The 22,435-nt window shown below is 47.4% G+C and carries 29 protein-coding genes and 2 pseudogenes; 3 read left to right on the top strand and 28 right to left on the bottom strand.

Annotated features, from left to right (window positions below; genetic code table 11):
• Positions 1-102: 102 nt before the first annotated feature.
• Positions 103-849 carry a hypothetical protein gene (locus tag AACL31_RS07370; protein ID WP_310512851.1) on the bottom strand — a complete coding sequence of 249 codons (747 nt, stop codon included), beginning with the start codon at positions 847-849 and terminating at the stop codon, positions 103-105.
• 332 nt (positions 850-1,181) lie between these two features.
• On the opposite strand from AACL31_RS07370, the gene AACL31_RS07365 reads away from it, so the two are divergent.
• Complete coding sequence (locus tag AACL31_RS07365) at positions 1,182-1,382, top strand: hypothetical protein (protein WP_310512850.1); 201 nt, start codon at positions 1,182-1,184, stop codon at positions 1,380-1,382.
• 372 nt (positions 1,383-1,754) lie between these two features.
• On the opposite strand, the gene AACL31_RS07360 is transcribed toward AACL31_RS07365, so the two are convergent.
• The 27 genes and pseudogenes from AACL31_RS07360 to AACL31_RS07235 all read right to left on the bottom strand — a co-directional run bounded on the left by AACL31_RS07360 (position 1,755) and on the right by AACL31_RS07235 (position 19,513).
• The gene (locus AACL31_RS07360) at positions 1,755-2,060 is read right to left on the bottom strand and encodes a hypothetical protein (protein ID WP_310512849.1); all 306 of its coding nucleotides are present in this window, start codon (positions 2,058-2,060) and stop codon (positions 1,755-1,757) included.
• 38 nt (positions 2,061-2,098) lie between these two features.
• Entirely contained in the window at positions 2,099-2,314 is a 216-nt protein-coding gene (locus AACL31_RS07355) for an ogr/Delta-like zinc finger family protein (RefSeq protein ID WP_310512848.1), read from the bottom strand.
• A 38-nt stretch (positions 2,315-2,352) separates the two neighbouring features.
• Positions 2,353-3,429, bottom strand: coding sequence for a phage late control D family protein (locus AACL31_RS07350; protein WP_310512847.1), 1,077 nt, complete (start codon positions 3,427-3,429; stop codon positions 2,353-2,355).
• Positions 3,429-3,860 carry a phage tail protein gene (locus AACL31_RS07345; protein WP_339053893.1) on the bottom strand — a complete coding sequence of 144 codons (432 nt, stop codon included), beginning with the start codon at positions 3,858-3,860 and terminating at the stop codon, positions 3,429-3,431. The genes AACL31_RS07350 and AACL31_RS07345 overlap by 1 nt, the downstream gene beginning before the upstream one ends.
• Before the next feature lies 1 nt (position 3,861).
• On the bottom strand, positions 3,862-6,447 hold the full coding sequence (locus AACL31_RS07340) for a hypothetical protein (protein ID WP_310512846.1): 2,586 nt from the start codon (positions 6,445-6,447) through the stop codon (positions 3,862-3,864).
• Positions 6,440-6,547 (bottom strand): GpE family phage tail protein, encoded by a 108-nt coding sequence (locus AACL31_RS07335; protein WP_310512853.1) that lies wholly within the window; start codon positions 6,545-6,547, stop codon positions 6,440-6,442. The genes AACL31_RS07340 and AACL31_RS07335 overlap by 8 nt, the downstream gene beginning before the upstream one ends.
• 23 nt (positions 6,548-6,570) lie before the next feature.
• Complete coding sequence (locus tag AACL31_RS07330) at positions 6,571-6,873, bottom strand: phage tail assembly protein (RefSeq protein WP_310512845.1); 303 nt, start codon at positions 6,871-6,873, stop codon at positions 6,571-6,573.
• A 3-nt stretch (positions 6,874-6,876) separates the two neighbouring features.
• A complete protein-coding gene (locus AACL31_RS07325; protein ID WP_310512844.1) occupies positions 6,877-7,392 on the bottom strand; it encodes a phage major tail tube protein in 516 nt (171 codons plus the stop codon).
• A 2-nt stretch (positions 7,393-7,394) separates the two neighbouring features.
• On the bottom strand, positions 7,395-8,567 hold the full coding sequence (locus AACL31_RS07320) for a phage tail sheath protein (protein ID WP_310512843.1): 1,173 nt from the start codon (positions 8,565-8,567) through the stop codon (positions 7,395-7,397).
• A gap of 89 nt (positions 8,568-8,656) precedes the next feature.
• Positions 8,657-9,277 carry a tail fiber assembly protein gene (locus tag AACL31_RS07315; protein WP_339053891.1) on the bottom strand — a complete coding sequence of 207 codons (621 nt, stop codon included), beginning with the start codon at positions 9,275-9,277 and terminating at the stop codon, positions 8,657-8,659.
• On the bottom strand, positions 9,277-10,653 hold the full coding sequence (locus tag AACL31_RS07310; protein ID WP_339053890.1) for a phage tail protein: 1,377 nt from the start codon (positions 10,651-10,653) through the stop codon (positions 9,277-9,279). The genes AACL31_RS07315 and AACL31_RS07310 overlap by 1 nt, the downstream gene beginning before the upstream one ends.
• The gene (locus AACL31_RS07305) at positions 10,650-11,261 is read right to left on the bottom strand and encodes a phage tail protein I (protein WP_310512742.1); all 612 of its coding nucleotides are present in this window, start codon (positions 11,259-11,261) and stop codon (positions 10,650-10,652) included. The genes AACL31_RS07310 and AACL31_RS07305 overlap by 4 nt, the downstream gene beginning before the upstream one ends.
• Positions 11,254-12,165 (bottom strand): baseplate assembly protein, encoded by a 912-nt coding sequence (locus tag AACL31_RS07300; RefSeq protein ID WP_310512743.1) that lies wholly within the window; start codon positions 12,163-12,165, stop codon positions 11,254-11,256. Before AACL31_RS07300 ends, AACL31_RS07305 begins: the two co-directional genes overlap by 8 nt.
• Positions 12,162-12,497, bottom strand: a complete 336-nt coding sequence (locus AACL31_RS07295; protein ID WP_409013949.1) for a GPW/gp25 family protein — start codon at positions 12,495-12,497, stop codon at positions 12,162-12,164. The genes AACL31_RS07300 and AACL31_RS07295 overlap by 4 nt, the downstream gene beginning before the upstream one ends.
• A 5-nt stretch (positions 12,498-12,502) precedes the next feature.
• Positions 12,503-13,125: pseudogene (locus tag AACL31_RS07290) on the bottom strand (phage baseplate assembly protein V).
• A gap of 98 nt (positions 13,126-13,223) precedes the next feature.
• Positions 13,224-13,520 (bottom strand): phage virion morphogenesis protein, encoded by a 297-nt coding sequence (locus AACL31_RS07285; RefSeq protein ID WP_310513436.1) that lies wholly within the window; start codon positions 13,518-13,520, stop codon positions 13,224-13,226.
• On the bottom strand, positions 13,520-13,948 hold the full coding sequence (locus AACL31_RS07280; protein WP_310512747.1) for a phage tail protein: 429 nt from the start codon (positions 13,946-13,948) through the stop codon (positions 13,520-13,522). Before AACL31_RS07280 ends, AACL31_RS07285 begins: the two co-directional genes overlap by 1 nt.
• The gene (locus tag AACL31_RS07275) at positions 13,923-14,867 is read right to left on the bottom strand and encodes a DNA-methyltransferase (RefSeq protein WP_310512748.1); all 945 of its coding nucleotides are present in this window, start codon (positions 14,865-14,867) and stop codon (positions 13,923-13,925) included. Before AACL31_RS07275 ends, AACL31_RS07280 begins: the two co-directional genes overlap by 26 nt.
• Positions 14,868-14,929: 62 nt before the next feature.
• Positions 14,930-15,154, bottom strand: coding sequence for an Rz1-like lysis system protein LysC (gene lysC / locus AACL31_RS20980; RefSeq protein WP_422389276.1), 225 nt, complete (start codon positions 15,152-15,154; stop codon positions 14,930-14,932).
• Positions 15,072-15,452: a hypothetical protein gene (locus AACL31_RS07270; protein WP_310512749.1), complete on the bottom strand. Its 381-nt coding sequence runs from the start codon at positions 15,450-15,452 to the stop codon at positions 15,072-15,074. Before AACL31_RS07270 ends, lysC begins: the two co-directional genes overlap by 83 nt.
• Positions 15,422-15,898 carry a lysozyme gene (locus AACL31_RS07265; RefSeq protein ID WP_339053993.1) on the bottom strand — a complete coding sequence of 159 codons (477 nt, stop codon included), beginning with the start codon at positions 15,896-15,898 and terminating at the stop codon, positions 15,422-15,424. The genes AACL31_RS07270 and AACL31_RS07265 overlap by 31 nt, the downstream gene beginning before the upstream one ends.
• A gap of 25 nt (positions 15,899-15,923) precedes the next feature.
• Positions 15,924-16,121 carry a phage holin family protein gene (locus tag AACL31_RS07260; RefSeq protein ID WP_310512751.1) on the bottom strand — a complete coding sequence of 66 codons (198 nt, stop codon included), beginning with the start codon at positions 16,119-16,121 and terminating at the stop codon, positions 15,924-15,926.
• A 33-nt stretch (positions 16,122-16,154) separates the two neighbouring features.
• Complete coding sequence (locus tag AACL31_RS07255) at positions 16,155-16,361, bottom strand: tail protein X (RefSeq protein WP_310512752.1); 207 nt, start codon at positions 16,359-16,361, stop codon at positions 16,155-16,157.
• Complete coding sequence (locus AACL31_RS07250) at positions 16,358-16,828, bottom strand: head completion/stabilization protein (protein ID WP_339053889.1); 471 nt, start codon at positions 16,826-16,828, stop codon at positions 16,358-16,360. Before AACL31_RS07250 ends, AACL31_RS07255 begins: the two co-directional genes overlap by 4 nt.
• Before the next feature lie 81 nt (positions 16,829-16,909).
• On the bottom strand, positions 16,910-17,563 hold the full coding sequence (gene gpM, locus AACL31_RS07245; protein ID WP_310512754.1) for a phage terminase small subunit: 654 nt from the start codon (positions 17,561-17,563) through the stop codon (positions 16,910-16,912).
• Positions 17,563-18,681 carry a phage major capsid protein, P2 family gene (locus AACL31_RS07240; protein ID WP_310512755.1) on the bottom strand — a complete coding sequence of 373 codons (1,119 nt, stop codon included), beginning with the start codon at positions 18,679-18,681 and terminating at the stop codon, positions 17,563-17,565. The genes gpM and AACL31_RS07240 overlap by 1 nt, the downstream gene beginning before the upstream one ends.
• Positions 18,682-18,691: 10 nt before the next feature.
• Positions 18,692-19,513, bottom strand: a complete 822-nt coding sequence (locus AACL31_RS07235) for a GPO family capsid scaffolding protein (RefSeq protein WP_339053888.1) — start codon at positions 19,511-19,513, stop codon at positions 18,692-18,694.
• Positions 19,514-19,663: 150 nt separating this feature from the next.
• Here AACL31_RS07235 and AACL31_RS07230 point away from each other — a divergent pair.
• A pseudogene (locus tag AACL31_RS07230) lies at positions 19,664-21,401 on the top strand (terminase large subunit domain-containing protein).
• Between the two features lies 1 nt (position 21,402).
• Positions 21,403-22,428 carry a phage portal protein gene (locus AACL31_RS07225; protein WP_310512757.1) on the top strand — a complete coding sequence of 342 codons (1,026 nt, stop codon included), beginning with the start codon at positions 21,403-21,405 and terminating at the stop codon, positions 22,426-22,428.
• Positions 22,429-22,435: the final 7 nt, after the last annotated feature.

Below are 22,435 nucleotides of genomic sequence, written 5' to 3'. Positions count from 1 at the left end.
ACCACACCTAAAAATACCGCTTTAATTAAAGCGGTATTTTATATCAATAATCATTCTACTCACTTGCGCTTAGCAACTAGGTTAATGTTTCTTTTTTTTAAATCAAGCTGGTTCAGCAGTGAATACATAAAAAATATTATCACTATATTTTTTTAAGCTGAATTCTATTCCATTGAAAACTGTCGAAACTCTTGTTTCTTTTTTAGAACTTTTATTCCTTTTTTCTAACAATTTAGTCACTATTTTGAGTGTTTCATCTGTTTCAATTATATTTTCACCCAAAACTGCTGAATAAGCGGATAATACAATTGCCAAAGAATCTACAGCCGATATGTCTATATTGGTTTCGTCACAACTAGTCATTATGATGATACGTAATATGTTTTTACTAACCTTATCTACAGCGCCTAATATGGCTAAATTATCATTAAACCTATGACTGAAGGTATCACTGACCTCACCACTTGAAACTTGTACTTTTAGCTTGAATGAGCTTCCGGCAGCTTCAAGATTAGCATTCATTCGTTTAGCAAAAACTTCAGGGGTTATTTCTAATGTTTTTTTAGTTTCATCGGTGGTAAATTCTACTGAGTCTTTTGTAAGTTTTTCGTTTGATTCAAGAGAACTCTTGTTTTTGCCGCTGTTAACTTCTGCTGTTTTTGAGATATCTTTATCTGGAGTTGGAATAATTGAAATAAAAAAAATCAATGCGACTACTGAGCCAACACTGACACCAATAATCCTGCTCAACCAAGCTTTATGACCCTTTTCAATAAAATGTCTTGATATTAATTTAGCAATAATTACCAGAATGATAATTGTTGAAGTTAAAATTAAAATTTCTTTCATTTTGACTCCATTGATTGTTTATAGGGTTAACAGTTGGTTCATAGATCTGCTCGCCTAAGCTAACAGATAACTTTCGATGAAAACAGGGATGGTGTTTGTATTTTAGCTATAATATTTATATGAATATAATTTTATTAGTGTCCACCAAATGACCACATCGACCACTATCGACACAATTAAATCAAAGGGAGGTTTTGCTCCCTTTATTGTTTACTATTTTAAAAATACGATTAATTTTATTTTAAAGAAAATTTTCTACTGAATATCACACGCATAAATTTATCTTAGTTTTTTGTATAATAAAAGCCTGAAACTTTATCTAGGTGAACACCATGTTATTACTCATAATCTATGCTAAAACGCCTTTTGAACGAATAAAATTAGCTTTCATGCTGCTTACCGAAGCAGGAAAAATCCTTTTTAGACGAGGTATCTACGCTGTCAGGGAATACCAGGCAGAAGGAGATCTCAATACGTTAAATCAGACTGCAGAAGTGATGACAAAGAATCAAAAAAGGGGTATTAACAAATGAAGTTAGTCAGCAAAAACAAAGGACCCAAAAATCATACTTAATAGTGCTTTAAATTTTGTTGAACATCGCGCTTGTGATCGCCGTTGATACTATGATGTGAATTTTTAGAGTAAAAGGTTTTGGTAAAAATTTTATCACCAAAAATAAACCAAAGTAAGATTTAAAAATAAATTTTTCTCTTTTTAGTTTATTTAAAGTAACCAGTTTGATCTCAATTTTGGAATTTTAGTTTTAATTATATTTTGGGGGGTCATTTTGGTTGTTCAATTAGAACCAAAATAAAAATGATGGATATTTATCTATACTGTCTAGCATTTCTCAACAGGAAAAGAGAGCAAAATTGTCACTCCCCATACCCAAAACCACCAAGCGTTAATTCTCCGCTAACCACCGCAATACTGCGCTAACGCTATACGTAGTAATATATCTACAGTGATGACACGTCAGTTTATAATAATAATTAATATCATTATCGCCATGAATAACGGGTTGATGATGAAAAAACGTCACAAATCGATTCGCCGACGGCTTTTCCTGAAAATTTTCAAAATCCGTCTCATCAATAATCTGTTCACCTACTTGATGACACATACTACACATTGTTGCGATGTTTTTATGACGAAGAAAGGCATTAAAATCATCCACGGTGATCGTTTTAATTTCTCGATTAAAATCCACTTTTTTTCATCCTCATTTGAAAAAATCATAGTAGCCTTTTAAACCGCGAGTGACATTTGTTGCCCGGTGCAATGTGGGGTGACGGGGTCAATCTTGCCCGGCCTTGAAATAAAGCGGGTTAAGCTCTCATGGCTGACAAAGGTGGCGCCACAATTAATGTTGTGACACTGGTTGTAACGCTCTCGGGTGTTTTCTGAAATCTGGTGGGAACTTCGCGTATGGGCGGCATGACCACAAAGGGGGCAATTCATCATGATGATATTCTCCTTTTTTCAGGTATTTTACCAGCAATTTAGTCACTTTTCATCTCCAAATCGGCGATTTTTACTTCCATTTCAAGCGCGGTGGTAAAGCCTTTATCACTGAGATTATGCGTCACTTTCACCACAATCCAGTTGGCATTATCGATTTGGGGTTTAAAGCCCCTGACGTTAATCGGTGTTTCCGGGTAAATATCGGCGCGTCCTTTGGCTAACTGAATCGAAAAGCGGGCGATACCACGCTGAATTTTTGCCCAGGTCGCTTTTGCCGCCCGTGCCGCATTGGCACGATTGGCGTAGGTGTGTGAGAGCACCAAGACATTGCCGTCCTCACCGATAAAATAATCCCCCTGTTTATTTTTTGTTGACGCAGAAGGTTTTTTGCGCGCGATTTTAACGGTTTGTTTTTTTTCAGGCTGCTGGGTATCTAGCCAACTGGCAATCACCCCCGTGTAAGCACTGCGGTCTGCCAGTGAAAACGAATAATTATCCCCGTCTTTTCGGGTTAGGGTTATCGTCGGTATCCCTTTACCCGAGGCGGTTTGGCTTTTCCCCTGCTGGAGAAATAACAGCTGGTCATTTTTCACCGTCGCCAGCGCGCCTTCCTGCTGACCTAGCCGGGTTAAAAACGCGCCGTCCGATTCGTTTGTCTGGTCGATATGAGCAATTCTGATAGGCTTAAGCGCCGCATCAATACAGGGGGTTAACTGATTGCGCCCGGCAAGCGTGGTCACAATTTCTTCCAGGGTTTTGTTGTGATAAGAGGCTTCTCGTCGCGTATTGAGGGTCGCGCGAAAATCGGCACTTCGCGCACGTAATGTCAGACGGTCAGGCGCGCCACTGTATTCGATTTCATCAACAATAAATTTCCCCTTCTGGATGAGGCTTTCGTTTTTCCAGCCCAGCGCCAGGGTCAGGGTTTCTCCGCGGCGGGGTAAGGCCAGTTTGCCGTCACTATCATCCAGTTCAATGTCTAGCTGGTCGGCTTCAAATCCCCGATTATCGGTTAGCGTCAGTGACATCAATCGGCCTTCAATCAGCGGATTAATATTTTTGCTGCCTGCTGTTAGCGCAAACGCGGGGATATTTTCCGTGTTGAAAAAGGGCATTAGAAAAGTTCCTTAACCTGTTCACTTAAATCACCAAACATCGCGAAGAGGGAATCATCGACCCGTTTTAATTTAAGGGTAAATTCAATCTTACGGGGGGCGCCATCGGCAAAAAAAAGACTTTTGCTTTGGCTGATTTCTTCTATCACGAACATGCCGTAAATATTGCCTTCACCATCCAGAAAGGGCCAGGCTTTACCGCTTTCCGCCATCGCTTCGAGCGCAATCAGGGATAATCTGCCCCCCGTCAATTCCGGATAAAGTGACCCGGACAGGGTAATATCGTCGTTATCCAGTCCAATAAACTGAAAGGCAGGTCGGATACCTAATCGGCTGTTGAATCCATAGCGCCAGCGCCGATTGATTTGTAGTGTCTGATAGGGCGCAGTTTTAAGCTGAAACACAAACAGTCCTAATGTGGCCATCGGCATATTAATATTCCTCCGGGTTGTCGCTAAACCGTCCCCGTAGTTGCGCCTGTTGCTGGCGTTGAAGCTTAAGGAGTTGTCGGCGCACTTTCTGCGCGATATCGTGCGCCGACTGGGCGGGGGCGGCATTAATGGTAATGTGAATCGTTGACGGTGCGCTCGTGTGTGGTGTCCGGATAACCGCCGCGTCGGTTTTATCGACCACAAAAGGGTGGATGGGTTGGTTGGCATACGCATTGCTCAATGTCAGCGCGGCAGCGGCAAAGGCAGCCGTATGGCGACGACTGAATACATGGGCAGGGCCGGTGACAATTTCAGGGCCTTGCTCGCCGACAATTCCTGCACTTCCGCGGCGAATAACGCCACCCTTATCAAACAGTCCGGCCCCTTTTATACTCGCATTTAATACCGTCAAGGATTGGTTTGCGCGTAAGGTTTTCGTTTCCTCAGAGACCATCCAGTCCGGCAATAAATCGGTCACGGTGTTTTTAATGTCGGCAAACAGCGTTTTTAACTGTTGCCATTTTTCCATCACGCCATTTTTCAGGTTATCAATCAGTTCACTGCCAAAGTTTTTAATACTGGTTTTGATTTTTTGATAGCCGTCGGCAAAAAACTGATACGTTTTCTCCCACAGATTTTTGAAAAAGGGGGCGATGTTATCCCAATAGCGATAAATCAGCAGCGCGGCGACTGCAATTGCGGTGATACCTAACACAATCGGGTTGGCTAATGCCACGGTGGTTAAACGGATTAAACCAGTACTTAACAGGCTTAACCCCAGTTTAACCGTCGCCAATGGCCCGGTGAGTGCCGCCATGGTTAATGCCATGACGCCGCCGATGGTAATCAGTGCCGCAAACCCGCCCAGTGCTACGCCAAAATAACGGGTCATTGTGGGGTGAGATTTGAAAAAATCCGTTAATTTGGTCAATTGCTGGTTAAGCATCTCAAGCCCTTGGGTATAGAGCGGCAACAGGTTATCACCCATCTCACGGTATAAATCCGCTTTTTTGGCTTCCAGTTCAATCTGTTGCCCTTGGGCGGTAGGCTGTATTTCTGAAAATATTTTATTAATATCAAGCGCCTTTCTTGCCGCTTTAATTTGTTTCTCAATGTTGACGCGGTCACGATAAAACGTAACAAAAATATCGGCTGCGGTTCGGTTGGAAAAGATTTGCGCAATATGCATTTGCATTTCCTGCTCTGTGGCTTTTGGATATTTTTTTTGAATACGCGGCACCATTTCTGTCATCAGATAACGATAAGGGTCTGATAAATACAGCGCCTGATTGACCAGAGCGCCCTCCTTCATTTTGGTAATATGCCCTGTTTTACCATAAACCAGCGCGTCTTTTTTTAATAAACCCAGTTCGTTCATGTATTCCATTGCTCGCTGGGTTGTTCTACCCTGAATAAGTCCCTGAAAAGCCGAATTTAATGAATTCCCGACGCGCTCACCGCCGAGTTCCTGGATGGAGTGAGAAACTGAAAAATAGAACGCTTCATCGCTTAACTGTTTGGCAGGTGTTCCTCCGATTTTTAACATCGCTAAATAATCTTGAGGTGAAAGTAATGCCCCACTGGCTGCTATCGCTTTCCAGCTCATGTTAAGGGAGTGCCTGAATTCCGCTTCAGAATTAATAGCATTACGCATTTCGGCAATTTTCAGCGCTGAATAGTTCATTGCTGACATATCTGAAGCGTTTGTGCTCCCGACACCGTGCGTTGCCATGTATTTCATCACGGTTTGAAATTTGAGCAGGTCGGGGGTAACCCTTATCGATTCAGGGTAGTCTTGTGTAACCACATACGCTTCTTTCAGTGTGGTGAGATTTTCTGTCTGGCTATTGCCAAAAACATGTAAGTTTTCGGCGTGTTTTTTCGCCTCATTGAGCTTTGTATCCCCGATACCAGTGCTTTTCAACGAAAGGGCTTCTTTTTGATAAATCGCTGCTTCATTGAGGGTCGGCTTGACCGCCATGGCCGTGGCAGTACCGGTGGCGACCATGCCCGCCCCGTGAGACAGCAGGGTATTCCGGCGGTTCATGCGCTGTTGATAACGGTTTCGGGCGGTGGTGAGGTGTTTTTCGCGAGCTGAAATTTTAGCAAGCTGGCCTTCCTGACTTTTTAACGCCTGGGTGTATTTCTGGGTTTCTTGCCGGATATGGGTGGTGGCCTGGTCCGCGTGATTGACGGATATCCCCATTTTATCAACCGACGACCGGATTTTTTGATGTTGGGTGAGAAAGCCCTGATACTGACGCTCAAGTTTTGCCACGCTGGCCCACTGTTTTTCCAGTGCGGCGGTTTGTTTTTGGGTAGGATTCTGGAGACCCGCCATCTCAAGGCCCATCATTTTGCCTTTCAGGCGCGCTTTTTCCAGCGCATGACCGAGCGTATTGATTTTGCCACTGAGCGTCTGTAATTGGGTCAGTTTTTGGCTCGCCTGATTGAGTTGCGTCAAGCGCTCGCGCGTGCTTTTAAGCTGTTTCGCCAGTCGGGTATTGGCGGTTTTGGCTTTCTCAAAAGGGCCACTGAGCCTGTCGATGGCGCTTAAGACTACTTGTAAACGTAATTCTTTACTCATGCGTTTGACTTCGTAGGTAAGCTTGATGCCGCCACATCAGCAAATCAGACAATGATAATTGGCCAGTTTCAGAGGGCGGCCAGTGAAAAATGACCGCAATATCGGCTTCCAGGGCTTCGACGGTTAAGGTGTCGAGAAGTCGGCCGTCACCGATTTCGGCAACAAAAAAAGCCCAAGCTCATTGGCCAGATTGAAAAAATCGCCCGGGCTCATTTGTCGCATTTCCTGCTCGTTCAAGCTTGGGGTCATAATGCGGGGTAAGACTTTCATCACCGCATCGACATCCATCTGCATCAGCGGACTTAACTGGACTCCCCGTAGGTCGCCGACTTGCGGTTTTCGCAGTGTCACCTGATTAATCGGTGTTTCACCGCGTGCGAGGGGTTCTTCCAGGTTTATGATTCGGGTATTCGGTATTTTTTTCATGGGTTAAAGTCCTAATGCGGCGCGTTGTTTTTCAAGGCGATCAACGCCGGCCACTTTTTCAATTAAATTAATCACATCAATTTCAATCAGTTCCTGACCGTCCCACAGCAGCTTAAAATAGTTGGCTTTAAAGCTCAGTTTGGTTTGCGTGTTATCGCCGGACTTGGCGCTCCCGGGGTCAATTTCAGAAAATCGACCGCGGGTGACGATTTCAACGGCGGTCACTTCCCCCGTATCGTCGCGCTGATACGCACCACAAAAACGCAGGGGTACACCATCAAGGGTCGTTATCCCCCATTGCTTATAAAGCTGCGCATCAAGGCCACCTAACGTGAACTCCATATCCAGCGCACTGCCGTCAAGCCCTAAGTCAATCTGCGCTTCGCCATTCATGCCACCGCCGCGGTAGCCTTCCATTTTGCGGGTCAGTTTGGGCAGCGTCACCTCTTCAACCACTCCTAACCAGCTTTGCCCATCATCAAACAGGTTCATGTTTTTTAATTTGCGTGGTAATGCCATGATTAACCCTTAATCTTGTTGCTAAAATCCAGTAAATACTGGTCAGTAATACGCTGGCGTAATAACAGGTTTTCCAACGGCGGAACCGGCGTATAATCATAATCCAGCGTCAGCTTGCCGTCTTTAAGCGTTTCTTTGGTATTTACCTTTTCGTCATACCAGCGCTGTCCACCCTGTAAATACCCCTCGGCAATCAAGCTTCTAAGCTTGGCGTTAATGCCTTCAATGATATCGCGCGTCAGCGACGGACTAAGTGTTTTATCTATCGCCCAGAAATGCGCCTCGGCAAAGGTATCGGCTAAAATATGGGCGGTGCGGGTGGCACTTTCAAATTGAAAAAGCGGGTCATCCGAGCAGGTGCGCGAACCCCAAAACCGGAAGCCATCCTGACGAATAAGGGTGGTAATGGCATGTTGGTTTAATAATCCGGCATCGGTATCCGGGTCTTGCAAATCCCACGACAGATCAGCGGAAATCCCCGTCACGCCATTAATGCCCACATTAGAAAGTGTTTTATGCCACCCCGTGTCATTATCGATTTTTGCCCGCAACCCTAATGCAAACGCCGTGGCATAAGCGGTTTGCTCACGATTGGTGACACTGTTCCAGGCTAAAAAATCCGGCCAAATCAGCATAAGTTCACGCTGGCTAAAGTTTTTGCGATACGCTATCGCGTCGGTCACGGAATGACATCCTGCGGCGCTGATATAGGCCATCGCGCGTAACTTTTGGGCGACGGTCGCCAGTGCCGTTGCGACCGCCTGGTTATCCAGCCCCGGCACGCCTAAAATACGCGGCTTTATGCCGAGCGTGTTGTTAGCGGATAACAGCGCCTGTAAGCCGGTTTTTTTGCCCTCTGCCGTGGTGGTGCCAATGATATTAGTGGTGGTTTCCTCGGGGGTTTTCCCTTCGGCGACCCGGACGACCACCGTGAGGGGATTGGTTTGGGCTAAAATCGCGGTTAACACGGGCCCGAGCGTGCCCTTTTTTCCGGCTTTGCCTATCGCAGCGGCGAGGTCAGTTAAACGCACCGCGGTATTAAGTGGAAAGGTGGTACTGTCGGCATCGTCTGCGGTACACACGACCCCGACAACGGCGGTGCTGATGGTGCGGATAGGGCGCGTGCCTTCATTGATTTCAATCACACGCACGCCATGATGATAGTCTTGCGGCATAATCGGATTCCTGATTTCGTTATATTATTCAGTGTCCTTCATCAAAGGGATAAAATCCTGTTATTGGCACTGTATGAGGGCTCAGACAATCACGCCGGTTTTATCGGCCAGTCAATCTCGGGTGCGGTGGCGGTATCAATATCATTGAGTTTCACGCTGTACATTTCCCAGGCCCGTAGCGCGGTTTTTTCACTATTGGTCGCCATCCCTAAACGTACTTTACGGTCAAGCAAGGTGATTTTTGATTCCGCTTCGTCGATTAACTGGTGTTTTGTTTGATTTGCTGTGTTGATTTGGTCTGCTTTCATCGCCTGATTATCCGTTACCCATTTTTTGCCATCCCATTTATCGAATTTCGCTACCGGTGCTAACAAGGTGAAGCCGGTTTTTATCTCGCCGAGATAATCAACGGTACAGGAAGCCTGATTGTCGATATTAAATACCGTCTTGCCTCGGTGGTCTGGTACGTATCGCCACTGTTTGCCGTCATCACTGCGGACAACGGCAATGTCGTCATTATCGGGTATCTCTGGTGCATCGATATAGGAATATTGACCGACACTCACCCCTTTATAGAGCAATTCCATTGTCGCGCCAAAATATTCATACGGCGGTTCATTCCTCGACATATAGGTTTTTATCCAGCCTCTGTTTTTCGCAAAACCGTTTTCATCGATTTCCGCTTTGGGTATTTCTGTACTGTATTTCATCATGCTGCCCTTACGATGTATAAAAATGCGATATTTCGCGGCCTTGTTTCTGAAGCGGTTCTCAAACCAGACTGAAAACTGGCTGAGCAATCAACAGCGAATACGCCACTGGATCCTCCAGTAATGCCACTACCGTCAACCTTTTTCCCTATTTTGAAAATCCCACCGCTTGAGGATGAGCCTACAAACTGAATGCCGGTTATTTTTCCGGTGAAATTTTGTAAAGCGTCTCCCTGGTTAGTTAAAATTTTTCTACCTGGATCGACTTTGCCCCCTAAATCCAGCCCACGAATAAATTCACCGTACAAATTTGGTAATTTTCCAGAAGGGTAAGCGAGGGCTAATTGGGGATAGTCGGCTTTAGTAAACGTTTGACCGTCACAAATTAAATAACCTTCTGGTGGGTTTGCTTGAGGCCAAGGAATGGGCGCGCCGACCGGATAATTGTTAATCGCGTCCACATCAGACGTTAAAGCAAGTTCACCGGATTTTTGCGGAAACAAAACCGTTGTTTTTGTGTTTGTATCGTGAACCTGGGTTCTTTTTGAATTTCTGACGTAAGCAAACTCAGCACCACTAGAACCGTTAGTGCCACCTAAATTGAAAATCGTATCACCCGTTGGTGATTCAATGTTCAGTCTTCCAACTTTGAGAGCTTCTTCTGAACTTTTCTTAGCATAATTATCGTCACAGGCTTTTTGGCTCAGCACTTTATCGGTCGAATTCCCCGTTGTACCGACAATTTGTGTCTTATCGATTTTGTTGTTTAATCCCTTGTTTAAAGCCAGCTGGGTGACATAATCGCCAATCGGTTGCTTGGTATCTAATGCCTTCGTGACACCTTGCTGGCTGATAACATCGCTTGGTGAATCCCCCGTTGTCTGTTTAATCGCTTGCTTGTCGATTTTTTTATTTGTTTCACTATCGACATATTGTCGAGTTGCCAGTACCACCGAGGGGTCAATTTTAAGCGTCACCGCCGCCGTATGACTGACAATAAACACCGCCCTTATCGTCTGGGTTCGTCCTGAACCTTCGGCTAATTGCGGTTTGTAGGTTTCAGGGCAGTTACCGATCGCAATGAGTACATCCTCTTTATCAAAAAGTCCCACCTTCCGTATCCACCAACCGCCTTCATTTTCGGGAATAATCTGCTCGGCAATCAGTTGGTTGGGATTATTTGTATCGACCCACAGCTGATTAATCGCGGCTCGACGACGCTCATTAACCAGTTGGGTCTGGTGGGTGTCTGGGGTCGGCAACGTGCCGCCCCCATCGCCGACCGCCATTTGTGTAATGGCGATTTTTGTACCCAGTGCGGTCGCTTCGGCAATCCGTTGCTCGCCCTGGCGGGTTAATAGGCAAAAGTATTTCATGATGGGGTTATCCTTACGGTATCAATCAGGTGTAATGCCACCGCGTGTTGTACGGTGCCGCTGGTGCTAATCAACGCGGGCGTGTAAGCATAAACGGTTAATTCATCGCCCAGATAAACACCGGCAGCGGTATAAAAGGTGCCGCGCGTTTCCAGTTGGATCGACAGCCCCAATAAGTGCCGACTGGCTGGCTTTGCATCTTCAATCAACGCTTCAATCTCATGATACATCGATTCGGTAATGCCACTTTCCAGTACGCCGATATCCAATCGAAAGGTGCCGGGCGCGTCGCCTGTTTTCCACCATTCAATAACCCGTATCAGGTAGCCGAGCGGTTCAACAACGCGGCGCAGTGCGCCGATGGTGCCTTTATGCTGATGAATAAAGAGAGCGGCTTTAATGGCCTCGCGTTTGGTTTTCTCCGGCCAGTCTTTATCCCACCTGTCAACGCTGAAACTCCAGGCCAGATAAGGCAGCAAATGGACGGGGCACGTGTCGGGATCTATCAGCGTGCGAAGCGGGATGGGTAAAGTCAAAATGCGTGACAACGCCACTGAGGCCGCTTTTTCAAGCGCCGTGGAGCCGGTCGGTAATAACGTCTTACGCATCGGTTCTGCTCTCCATTTTAAGATTGATATCTGTGCAGAAGCTGGCTTGCGTTTTGGTTATCTTGATATCCTGTTTCGGTGTGTGAATAACAACCCGGGTTACGCCAGTGACGTGTAAGGCGGCATACAGCGCACTTAAGGCCACATCGCGGCCTAATCGATGTTGTTCGCGCGTATAGGCGGTCAACTTTTCGCGTGCAGTTTGTAAAATCGGTTCATATTCCGGTGCAGGCAACAGATAAAGCGAGGCATCGACCTGATAGGATAGAATGTCGGCCGATTGCACCATAACCCGGTCGGCAACAGGGCGCACATTTTCGTCATTGAGTGCTTTTTCTACTGTGTTAATTAGGGTTTGACTGGTCGTGCCATTGCCTTCGCGTGACAAGATAGTAACGGTCACTTCCGCCGGTTTCGGGCTAATGACCGATGCATCGGCGACCCGCCCATCGGCGCTGCGGGCGTAAAATTCGTAGCTGCCGGTGGGGCCGGCTACACTCAACCCCTCAAATGCAGCAGGGATACGCAGACGTAAATCGTTATCGGATTCAAAAACGGGCAGCACCGGCGGGATAGCCGTCGCGTCGCCTTCAGATAAGCGCAGGCGTTTGACATTGTTATTTGCCGCCAGATGGTCAAGGTCGGCTCCTTGGGCAAAGGCCACCATATTGGCTAAGGCCGCTTCATTAATGCGCCGGCGCAACAGTAAATCATAATAGGCGTTCTCTTCCAGTAACTTGGTCAACGGTTCAGAGGGAAGCGCCAGGGTTTGCGCGACAGCATCCTGTATTTCAGCAGGACACGCCGCAATCAGCGCATTTTTACGACTAGCAAGCAGGGTGTCAAAATCCAGTATCTCAACCACATCCGGTTTCGGTAACTGGCTTAAATCGATCGTTGTCATCTCGGGCTCACTGGAAAATGAAAGGAAAACGCGGCGCCACTTTCGATAATTTGTGCCACAATGGCAATCTGCGAAATCTCCGCGTGTTGTTCGATGTTAATTTTTTCCAGCCTGATCCGCGGTTCAAAGCGTAAAAGTGCGCTAAAGCAGGCTGCCATCAGTTGTAGTCTTAATGCCGGGGTTTGGGGTTTATCCAGCAGACTAAACAGCAGTGAGCCATAATCACGGCGCATGACCCGACTGCCCACCGGGGTCAGTAAAATATCTTGCACCGACTGGGCAATATGCGCATTTTCGCTGATAAATCGGCCGGTTTGCCGGTTCATCCCCATGGCATTCATTGCGGTCCCTCCGTCATGGCGCTGCCGCGTTCAACACCGCCGTGACGATGGTTGTCAACACGAATGCCGTTAGATATCAAGGCACCGCCAGCATGCGTGACATCCCCTGCCATTTGTGCCCCTTGAGTGACCGTCAGTGACCTGGTAGTCAGATTATGGGTACAAATAACCTTAGGGGTGTCGAGTTCAATATTATCCGCCGCTTTGACGGTGACCCGTTTTGCGCTCACCGACAGGCTATTTTTTGCTTCAATGCAACCTTGTTCAATGCCCGTTGCTTTCAATAGGCCGGTGGCGGGTTCATATTCAATCACGGCCCCATCGGCATAGGTACGATGGTCAGCGGTCAATGAGGAAATGGGCACAGGATGGGCATCGGAAAAAATGCCCGTTAGTACAAAGGCGGTGGTGAGTTCACCACCTAAGCCAAAATTAACACCTGCTCACCCTTGCTTGGAGCACTCAGTGTCCGGGTTTGTCCCGCCCGCAAGGTGATCCATTTAAGCCAGTCGGTGACAAGATCGCCGGTTTTCACCCGACAACCTTTTTGGGTATCTACCTCAACAACCACCCCGACCCGAATAAGATTTTGTAAGCGGCGCAACAGATTTGCGGTCATTATCCTTTCCCGTCACTGTTAAATCAACGTCATACCGGTATTGTTACGCATATCAAGGTGGGGTGCCCACGATTGGCCTTGTTTGAAGGCTCAGACAATTAACGGGTCAGAAAATCGAGTAGCTGATTTTCAATATCAATCATCTCTTGCGCCGTCAGTCCCAATAACTGGCGGGCAGGATAATGTACCGTTTTGCCATGGTAGCTCTCCGTCAGCCCAAAATGATGAACCCGTGCTATTCGCTCGGCGGAAGGCAAAAAGGCTAAGGTGACGCCCTGGCTATCGGTTTTTAGTCGTAAGAATCGGGCGGTGGCCAGTTTTTTACGCTCCGCGGTCGTAAGATGCGATAACAGCGCAGTCAGCTCTGTGTCGAAACGGCGTAAGGTGTCGTCCATTAATTGACGCCAGGCCACTTATCGAACGGATCATCGGGTTCAGGGATAGCTTCCACCACCTGTTTACCGCCGTCGGTTTTTACCAGCACCCGCTCTGTGAGTGCTATTTCAATACTGATATGCGCGGTCTGGTTATCAATGAAGTCCATCTCAAAGCGAAAATCGTGTTGCCGTCGGTCGGGATCAGCGAAGAGTTCGGGTTGATATTGCCGTATCCAATCCACCAAAACGGCCATCAGAATATCCTGATTTCCCCCAAAGCGCTCAATGATGATATTGACCGTATAACGAGACTCCAAGGAGATGGAGGGGGCGAGCGTGGCGATAATGCGCCCATTTTCGACCAATACCGTCATCAGTTCAGGATTGTGGTTCAAAAACGGCACATGCTGGGATAAATGCTCACGCAGCTGGCTTAATTTCTTCATCCTTCTTCCTTATCGATTGTGCCTGCCGGATGCGTTTTTCGGCAATGGCAAAATAGGCTTCATGGGCTTCGATACCGACAAAGTGGCGTCCGGTCTTCACGCATGCCGCGCCCGTCGAGCCGCTGCCCATGGTAAAATCGATTACCGTATCACCGGGATGGCTGAAGGTATCCATTAAATCGGTGAGTAATGCCACCGGCTTTTGGGTTGGATTCATACTCGGCACGTCTTTCGGGTAGTAAAAGACATTAGATTTGAATTTTTTACCTGTCGAAAGCTTGAAAGTCCGTTTAAACGGCTGCCATGCCTGCAATTGTTCATAGGATTTCCAATCGCGGAAATCGCGAAGTGAAAAGCATTCCGTCAGTTGCTGCCAGGCCGCTTCGGTGCAAAGCGAAAATTGCAAATTTTGGTGTTTTAAAAAATGCGCAAATTGCCGACCGTGTTCGGCAATAATCGCTTTCGGTGGTTTGCCAATAAATTCAAGCAATTTGGCGACGTAATCCCGCCTCGGGTCACGTTTATTGCTATCAAACTGTTTGTAAAAGACGCTGATGTCTTCAAAAAAATTCACCGGCATTCGGCGGCAGGAAAGGGGATGGCCAAAATGATTTTTAACCCAAATCAGCCGATAGGAAAAGGGCAGATTGGGATGGGGGGACTGAATCAACTGGCTCGTCAACGGTTCTTTTGAAAAGAGTAAAATCATGCCCTTGGGTCTGACGACCCGATTGAGTTCTGCCCAGATTGTTGTCTGATCGAGTCGTTCATCCCAGCGCAGTTTTTCGGTGTACCATCCGGTTTCGCCGTTGCACTTCATAATCCCGTAGGGCGGGTCTGTTAACACCAAATCCACACTATCGGGCGGCAGCGTGGTTAATAATTGATGGCAATCACCGTGCAAGAGTTGGGGGGTCATGTTATTTTCCTAAACGCTGTGTTTTGATATATTTTTGCAGATATTCCGTCTGTTTTTCGTTCTTAACTTTCATTTCTCTGCGCTTCAATTCGCTTAATTGCCTGTTTGTCAAGATTACACTGCTCAATCACTGTCAGTAATTGCTCATTCAATATCAGGCTATCACGCCATGTCATCATACCCGTGATTGCTGGCGGTAAGCAGTCAGCGAGTAGGTGAGGGGGTATCGGAATGTGAGGGGTCTGAACGTATTCGGCTCGTGTGCTGCTGCAACTTGACAACAGCACCACTAGGGATAACGCGATTGGCGCAATCCTGATTGACGACATGCTTTTTAATTGCTGCTTGTGTTGCTTCAGAGTCAACCCCTTTACGCCGACGGGTTTCACTATTAATTCGTGCAATATCATTGATTACCCTCATTGACTGAAAAGCATTAGTGGTGATGTCTATCTGTTTATTGAGGTCAACGGTGAATTTTTTATTTAATGCTTTGACTTCGTTTAAGGAAGTCAACAACCAAGATGCCCATAAGATTAATCCTGCAATAATCACTACGACAAATGGGTAAGGTCGCCATAACATATTACGCTCTCTATTTCTCGACGGGTCATTAAGCCTCGTGATTTCACTTTGATGTGTCGTTTTTCATCCTTCACATAAACCCATCTCTTCATCTCATCACATGCCCCTTGTGGGTCTCCTGCGTTGAGCTTTTTGAGTAACGTCGATTTAGCGAAACTCCCCACGCCAACGTTGTAGGCAAATGAGTAAAGGGCAGCTTGGGTCAACTTATTGATACTGACTTTAATCAACGGGTCAACATAGCGTTTTACCGCTTTCAAATCTTCATCAAGCAAATTGTCACATTCCTCTTTGGTGTAAGTTCGATTACGCGCAATATCATTACCCGTATGGCCATAGCAAACTGAAAGAATACCGCCTCCGTCAAAATAAGGCTTAAGTCTCAGCCCTTCGAAATGGGTTATCATGCTTGAGGCCAGAAACAACGCACTACCGCCTGTTGCCATCACTATTTTTTTTTCGGTATCTTCATCATGGCATCCCTTTGATGTTGCGCGCTTTTAACCGGTACTCCTTGCGTTTGTAATACCAGTTGACCAGACAGGTGATGACCGTGCAGACGATACCTATCAGGCCAACCCACTGTTCGAGCGTGAAAATACCAATGGCTGTTGTGACAATTCCGCCCAAATATGACAAGGGACTGGAATACTTTTCAAACATACGCATTACTCCCCCTTTTTCAGGGTATCCATTTCCTGTTTAGTCCCACAGGACAATCTGCGAACGATTTGACGTGGCCGCGCTGATTTCCGGTAATTGAATTTCAACGCCCATCGGCAATCTGGCGGCGTGGTTGCAAAGTCCGGGATTAACCTCAAGCACCCGCTCAACCGTGCCAACGCAGGTGCCATAGTAGCGAAAACAAATTTCATCCAGACTCTCGTTTTGTTGACTCAGGACCTTCATATCAGCGCCACCACGTTATGACTCTGCCCTTTGATCCGTGCTATCGCCCAGAGGGCATCGCGCCGGTAATCATCAATTGTGGGTGATAAGCTGTCGGTTTTTTTGTGGCCTAATGCTTGCGTGTCGATGTCTCGAAACCGTTCCGATAAGTTAGCCTTGGCGAGACCAAACACCGCGCGTTCATACAGCAGGCAAAGCGCACTGTCGTCATTAATATGCATGACCGGAATATCGACTAACTGGTTAAATCCCTCGCGTTTTTTCTGGGTTTGCCAGTCCCGCAGTTCGCACGCTACTTCAATCATCGCGTGGGTGAGTGCATCCTTAAGACGCGAAGCGATGATGGTGCCATCGTTCTCACGCATCACCGCGCGGTAATTTTGGGGTGACACGGCAGGCCAGAAAGGAGCATCGGTCACCAGGTCATTTTCTTCTTTGGGCGGTTTTTCCGGCGAAATAAAATCCATATCCTCATCTCAATAGGTCGGGCGGTGGACAGTGAACATAACGCGGTCTTTCACTGTGCCGCCCGGGTGCGTGGGCACAACTCATGTTTTTGGTAACGCGGTGTTGAGCGCTTTTTCCAGCTTTTTGATCTCGCCTTTGACGCCAACCCCCTGGAAAAGCATTAGGGCGCGTTTTAAGGTGTCGAGCGCGGCGGCGATCAAACCATTATCGCGCTGACAAAACCCAACCCATTTGTACAATTCGGCTCTGACCACATCCGGCATGTCTTCCTCATCCGTTAAGGTGACGGTTTGCGCTAAAAGCGACAAACTCAGCGGCACCTTCTGCTGGTAAGCGGTTTTGGCCGCCGCCGCTATTTCTTCTGCAATCGCGCAACCCGTCGTGCGGGTATGTCCAGCAGGCATTAAAAGCCGATGCGCTAACGCATATTCGGCGATAGCCAGCGCGCCTCCAATGTCACCGGCATCAATGCGCCAGAGCATCACCATCATCAGCGTGTCATCCTGATGGCCGTCGCCGTTTTCCAATACCCCGTTCACCCAGGGGGCATAACGGGGTAACACCGCTTTTTTATATTCGGCTTTCCGTTCGGTTGACTGGATCCGCTTTAACTGACGTTTGTCCTGCTGAAACATCCATTGAACTTGCTGTCTGGCCGTATCCCATAACGGATGGGCGTCATCCGGTTTTTCACCCGCTAAGCGCAGCTGATGACATTGCCAGGGGGTGAGCATTAGCTACCGCCCTGATTAACCTGACTGCTGCCACCTGAATGGGGTGTATTACCCCCTTGCGGTCCCGATTGAGGTTTCTCTTCAGGTTCGGGTAAGATGTCAATATTTTCGACCAGTGCTACCCCGCGATAATCTTCCACCACATAGGCTTCATTGACCGACTCATAATTTTCAACCCGGTCACGCTCTGGCGTATCCTTGATTTGGCGACGACGGGTGTCTTGCTGATAGTAAATCGAGAGATTATCCAAACGAGTAATGAGCAGGGATTTATCCGGGAAGAACGGGGCGCGAATAGCCGGTAATCCACCCAGGCGTTTTTGACTGATAATCACATCGGCGGCCAGCATTTCGCTATTCGCCTGTTCTTTGTTAACAATCGGAAAGTATTTATCGGCAAGCAAAGAACGACCACAAATAATCACTAAATCGGTATCATCCTGATACACTTCATCAATCACCCGTTCAACCGTGTCCATCACTAGCGCATCCAGATTTTTGTAATCACCTTTTTCGCCAATACGAATGGTGCTTGAGGTAACTTTACCTTGACTGTCGGTGATTTTGGCCATCACATGGGTCGGGGCATCATTGCGAATTTTTTGTAACCAACCGATATTCACATCCTGTAATTTGGCATTTTGAGTACGGTCTGAGGTTTTTTCCCGCTTGATGCCATTAAAACCAATCATAATGCGGTCAAGCGCCTGGCGGCGTACAATCGCATCGCGGATACGACGCTGGAAATCGTTAAATTTGGCCCACATATCGAGCTTGGCATAGCTGATGGCAGTATCGAAATTGGTTTGATAGCAATAATAATCAATGGCGTCCAGTGCCGTTGGGTCAATCGGTTCCCGACTTTTGCTACTGGTGTCGGTTGTGCCGGCCACCGTTGAGCCAATGCCGAGCCCTATCACCTGATCTTGCTGTTCAACTACCGGCACCAGGTTAATTTTTTGCAAAAAGCCGGCACTTTGCTGGATTTGACTCTCCAGTACCTGCGCTTTGGACGGTTCAATATTCACTTTCCCGGCAAAATCCTGCGGCGAGACGTGATAGATTTCCCCCAGGCGGCTTAAATACTGATTGAATTTGAATTTAGTTTCTTTTCTCATCGTCTTCTCGTTAGCAGTTGGTCAGGGTATCGGTATCCCGTGTTCGACCGAGTGAAACAGGTCGAGTCGGTGTTTCTTCGCGCGCAAGGCTGGCTGTCAGCGTGGTCAGGTCAGTCTTCAGTTGTTGGTGCTTTTCCGCACTGGCATTTTTTAGCGCGGTTAACGCGGCACCTAATTCGGCGATGTGTTGTTCACTCTTTACCTGCTGGCTTGCACAATACTCAATTGCCTGTTGGATATCACTAAAGGTCTGGGATTGTTCATTGCGTTCACGGCTAAACAAGCCTTTGACTTTTTCAAGTAGATTCATCGATGGGTTAGGGACAGCGGTGGTTTCGTCGATAAATTCGAGCAGGGTTTCTTCGGCCTCGGTAAAAACGCTATGTGGGGATGATTTGCGTTCAGCGAAACATTGCGGCTTACCGTGACTGAATGCCAGCATACTGGTGCCCAGACTGGCGGGATTATCCGTCACCGCGAGACCCACGAGATAGGCTTTACCCGTATCGGCGAAAGCTGTATCAATTTCGACCGAGGTGTAAACTTTTTGCCGTTGTTTATTCATGGCAATCAATTCATCGGTGGGCGATAGCACCCCGTAAAGTCCAAGTTTGCCGGCTAATGCCCCTGTTTTGATTTCTTCCGTATAGACCGAAAGCACATCGCCGAAGCAGGGCATCCAGGGGGATTTCAAATGTTCAAGGTTAATTCGTGCCCCAAAAGTGTCCGGGTCGTAGTTTTTTTCAATATCGGTCAGCCACTCTCGCTGGACTTTACGGCCATCGGTGGTGGCACCTTCCACACAGATACGAATCGGTTTGGTTTTTTTCATTACACAGGCTCCGGCCAGGGTAGGGTTTGTTGACATCATGGGCATAGCATTAAAAAGATGAGAGAAGGAAACAAGGCAGCGTGATTGTTTGAGCCGTCAAACAAATTTTCACCCAGGCAAGCCTTGGGAAATCTTCGTTATGCTAGCCGCATGAAAAATGAAAATCCCTTTTTACGACAACGCGCCCGACAACTGGCTTTAGAAGGCTACAGCCCGAGTCAGATTGCCCACATGTTGGGGCAAAATGTCGCTACCGTGCATAGCTGGAAACGTCGAGACCAGTGGAATAGCCCAAAATGCCACGCAGGCCGTCAAACTGAGCCTGGAGGCGCGGCTTTGTCAGTTAATTGGTAAAGAACACAAAGACGGCAAGGATTTTAAGGAAATTGACCTGCTTTATCGGCAACTGGAGCGCCAGTGTCGGATTGAACAATACCAACAAGGCGGTACGGAAAGCGGGCGTGATAAAAAAAATAACCGGCCCCCCTCCGAAAAGAATGCCTTTAGTGAAAGCCAGATTGCCGCACTTGGGCAACGTTTTCACCAAGCGCTTTTTGATTACCAGAAACACTGGTATCAGGCGGGATTAACCTATCCGATACGCAATATTTTAAAATCGCGCCAGATAGGCGCAACCTGGTTTTTTGCCCGCGAGGCGTTGATGGATGCGTTAACCACCGGCCGCAATCAGGTCTTTTTATCCGCCAGTAAATCCCAGGCGCATGTTTTTAAGGATTACATTATCAAGATGGCGCAGGAAGTTGATGTTGCCCTAAAAGGTGACTCTATCGTGTTAGCCAATGGCGCCACGCTTTATTTTCTTGGCACCAATGCGCGGACTGCCCAAAGTTATCACGGCAATCTTTATCTGGATGAATACTTCTGGATCCCGAAATTTCAGGAATTACGTAAAGTGGCGTCTGGCATGGCGATGCAGAAAAAATGGCGGCAGACCTACTTTTCAACCCCGTCAAGCCTGACGCATAGCGCTTACCCGTTTTGGTCTGGCAAACTGTTTAACCGGGGAAGGTCGAAAAAAGACCAGATTGATATCGCCCTCAGCCACCAGGCGCTGGCGAACGGTCGCTATTGTGAAGATGGCCATTGGCGACAAATCGTGACATTAGACGATGCCATTAATGGCGGCTGCAACCTGTTTGACCGTGAAGGGTTAAAAAAGCGCTACAGTCCCGATGAATATCAAAACCTGTTAATGTGTGAATTTGTTGACGATATAGACTCACTGTTTTCGTTTTCACTGATGCAGGCCTGTCAGGTGGATAGCTGGGAGGTGTGGGCGGATGTCAGTCCGTTGATGTCACGGCCTTATGGGTCACAAAGCGTCTGGATAGGCTACGACCCCGCGAAAGGCTCCCAGCACGGTGACAGCGCAGGCTGTGTCGTCATCGCGCCACCCACCACACCCGGTGGAAAATTTCGCATTCTGGAGTACTTTCAATGGCGTGGGCTGGACTTTCGCGCGCAGGCCGCCGCTATTCAACAACTCACCACGCGTTATCAGGTCGACTACATCGGGCTGGATGCAACGGGTATCGGCCACGGCGTCCTGCAATATGTGCGCGATTTTTTCCCGCAGGTCAACGAATATATCTATAACCCGGCACTGAAAAATGCGTTGGTGTTAAAAGCCTATGATGTTATCAGTCATCATAGGCTGGAATATGATGCGGGGGCGCAGGATATTACCCGTGCCTTTATGGCTATCCGGCGCGCCACGACCGCCAGTGGTCACCGCCCCACCTATGAAGCGGATCGCAGTGAAGATGCCAGTCACGCCGATTTGGCCTGGGCAACCATGCATGCGCTGTACCATGAACCGTTAACCGGTGATGGCCAGCAATACAAATCCATTATCGAGCTATTTTAATATGCGAAAAACGAAAAAACGTACGCTCACTGCCCCCCAAAAACCGTCGGTAGAGGCCTTTACCTTTGGTGACCCAATGCCCGTCCTTGACCGCCGCGAAATTTTTGATTATCTGGAATGTTCACTTATCGATAATTACTACGAGCCACCGATGAGTTTTGAAGGCTTGTCACGCATTTTTCGGGCGGCGGCCCATCATAGCAGCGCTATTTATGTCAAACGCAATATTTTAAGCAGTACCTTTGTGCCACATCAATGGTTAAGTCGTCAGGATTTTGACCGTTTTGCGCTGGATTTTCTAATTTTTGGCAATGCCTATCTAGAGCGGCGGAAAAATGGGTTAAATAAAACGATTCAACTTAAATCCATCCCCGCTAAACTCACCCGGCGCGGTGAGGACTTAACAACTTACTGCCTGTTACACGCGGGTTTTGACCGTGTACCGTTTACTTTTCAGAAGGGGCAGGTTTTTCATTTGCTTGAGCCGGATATCAATCAGGAAATCTACGGCTTGCCGGAATATCTGGCCGCTATGACCGCCATTTTGCTTAACGAATCGGCGACCCTCTTTCGCCGCAAGTATTATCTCAACGGCTCCCATGCCGGCTATATTCTCTATATCAGTGATACCGCGCAAAATTTACAGGATATCGATAACATCCGCGAACAGTTAAAAAGCAGTAAAGGGCTGGGGAATTTTCAAAATCTGTTTTTATATGCCCCCAACGGCAAAAAGGATGGCATTCAAACCATTCCTTTATCGGAAGCCGCCGCAAAAGATGAATTTTTAAATATTAAAAACGTCAGTCGGGACGATATGTTAGCTGCTCACCGCGTTCCCCCGCAATTAATGGGCATTATGCCGCAAAATGTGGGGGGATTTGGCGATGTACAAAAAGCGGCTAATGTGTTTATCTGCAACGAACTACATCCGTTGCAACACAAAATGCAGCAGCTTAACGAGTGGCTCGGGGAAGAGGTAATTCAATTTTCTCCTTATGCACTGAATAAATTCAAAGGTAACTAGCCAACAG

Source organism: Arsenophonus endosymbiont of Crataerina pallida, from assembly GCF_964020125.1.
Lineage (GTDB): Bacteria > Pseudomonadota > Gammaproteobacteria > Enterobacterales > Enterobacteriaceae > Arsenophonus > Arsenophonus nilaparvatae.
Note: the sequence above shows the minus strand (reverse complement) of the source record. Positions and strands in the feature narration are given on the sequence as shown.